Annotated in this window: 1 protein-coding gene; it reads left to right on the top strand. The window is 68.7% G+C overall.

What is annotated here, in order from left to right; translation table 11 throughout:
• Positions 1 to 1,586 (top strand): electron transfer flavoprotein-ubiquinone oxidoreductase (locus IBX53_RS16105; RefSeq protein ID WP_290911399.1); only part of this gene is annotated, 1,586 nt, incomplete at both ends.

Below are 1,586 nucleotides of genomic sequence, written 5' to 3'. Positions count from 1 at the left end.
ATCGTCGGCGCCGGGCCCTCGGGTCTGGCCGCGGCGTGCCGACTGATGCAGCAGGCCGGCGAGGCCGAGCAGGAGCTGACCGTGTGCGTGGTGGAAAAGGGCTCCGAGGTAGGGGCCCATATCCTCTCCGGCGCCGTCTTCGAGCCCCGCGCCCTGGCCGAGCTCTTCCCCGACTGGGAGGAGCGCGGCGCCCCGCTGACCACCCCGGCGATCCGCGACGAGCTCTACCTGCTCAAGGACGCCGAGAAGGCCCAGAAGCTGCCCAACGCCCTGGTGCCGAAGAGCATGCACAACACCGGCGGCGACATGCCGCGCTATGTGATCAGCGCCGGCAACCTCTGCCGCTGGCTGGCCGAGCAGGCCGAGGGCCTGGGCGTGGAGATCTTCCCGGGCTTCGCCGCCCAGGAGGCGATCGTCGAGGAGGGCGTGGTCAAGGGCATCCTGATCGGCGACATGGGCGTGGGCGCCGACGGGGCGCCCAAGGACAGCTACATGCCGGGCATGGAGCTGCGCGCCAGGTACACCCTGTTTGCCGAGGGCGCCCGCGGCCATATCGGCAAGCAGCTGATCCGGGAGTACGACCTGGACGCCGGAAAGGACCCCCAGCACTACGGCATCGGCCTGAAGGAGCTGTGGGACATCCCCGCCGAGCAGCACGAGCCCGGCCTGGTCCTCCACGGCTCCGGCTGGCCGCTGGACAAGTCCACCCACGGCGGCTGGTTCCTCTACCACGCCGAGAACCAGCAGGTGGTGGTGGGCCTGATCATGGACCTCTCCTACCGCAACCCCTGGCTGTCGCCCTTCGACGAGTTCCAGCGCATGAAGCACCACCCGGTGCTGGCCAGGCACCTCTCGGGCGGCAAGCGCGTGGCCTACGGCGCCCGCGCCATTACCAAGGGCGGCCTCAACTGCCTGCCCAAGATGACCTTCCCGGGTGGCCTGCTGATCGGCTGCGATGCCGGCACCCTGAACTTCGCCAAGATCAAGGGGCTGCACACCGCCATGAAGTCGGGCCTGGTGGCCGCCGAGGCGGTCTTCGAGGCCATCGCCGGTGGTGACGAGGGGGGCGCCGAGCTGACCGCCTTCACCGAGAAGTGGGAGGCGAGCTGGGCCTGGGCCGAGCTCAAGGAGAGCGCCAGCTTCGGCCCGGCGATCCACAAGTACGGCACCGTGGGCGGCGGCGCCTACAACTTCGTCAACCAGCTGCTCGGCGGCAAGCTGCCCAACGTCCACGACATCACCGCGGACCACGCGGCGCTCAAGCCCGCTGCCGAGTTCGAGAAGATCGACTACCCCAAGCCCGATGGCAAGCTCTCCTTCGACAAGCTCTCCTCGGTGTTCCTGTCGAACACCAACCACGAGGAGGACCAGCCCTGCCACCTGAAGCTGGCGGATTCCGAGCTGCCGATCCGCGACAACCTGCCCGAGTACGCCGAGCCGGCCCAGCGCTACTGCCCGGCCGGGGTCTACGAGGTGATCGAGGGGGACGACGGCAAGCCGCAGTTCCAGATCAATTTCCAGAACTGCGTGCACTGCAAGACCTGCGACATCAAGGATCCGGCCCAGAACATCACCTGGGTGGCGCC

The organism is Halomonas sp., from assembly GCF_014859505.1.
Lineage (GTDB): Bacteria > Pseudomonadota > Gammaproteobacteria > Pseudomonadales > Halomonadaceae > Halomonas.
The sequence above is the reverse complement of the archived record's forward strand: the minus strand, read 5'-3'. Positions and strand labels throughout refer to the sequence as shown.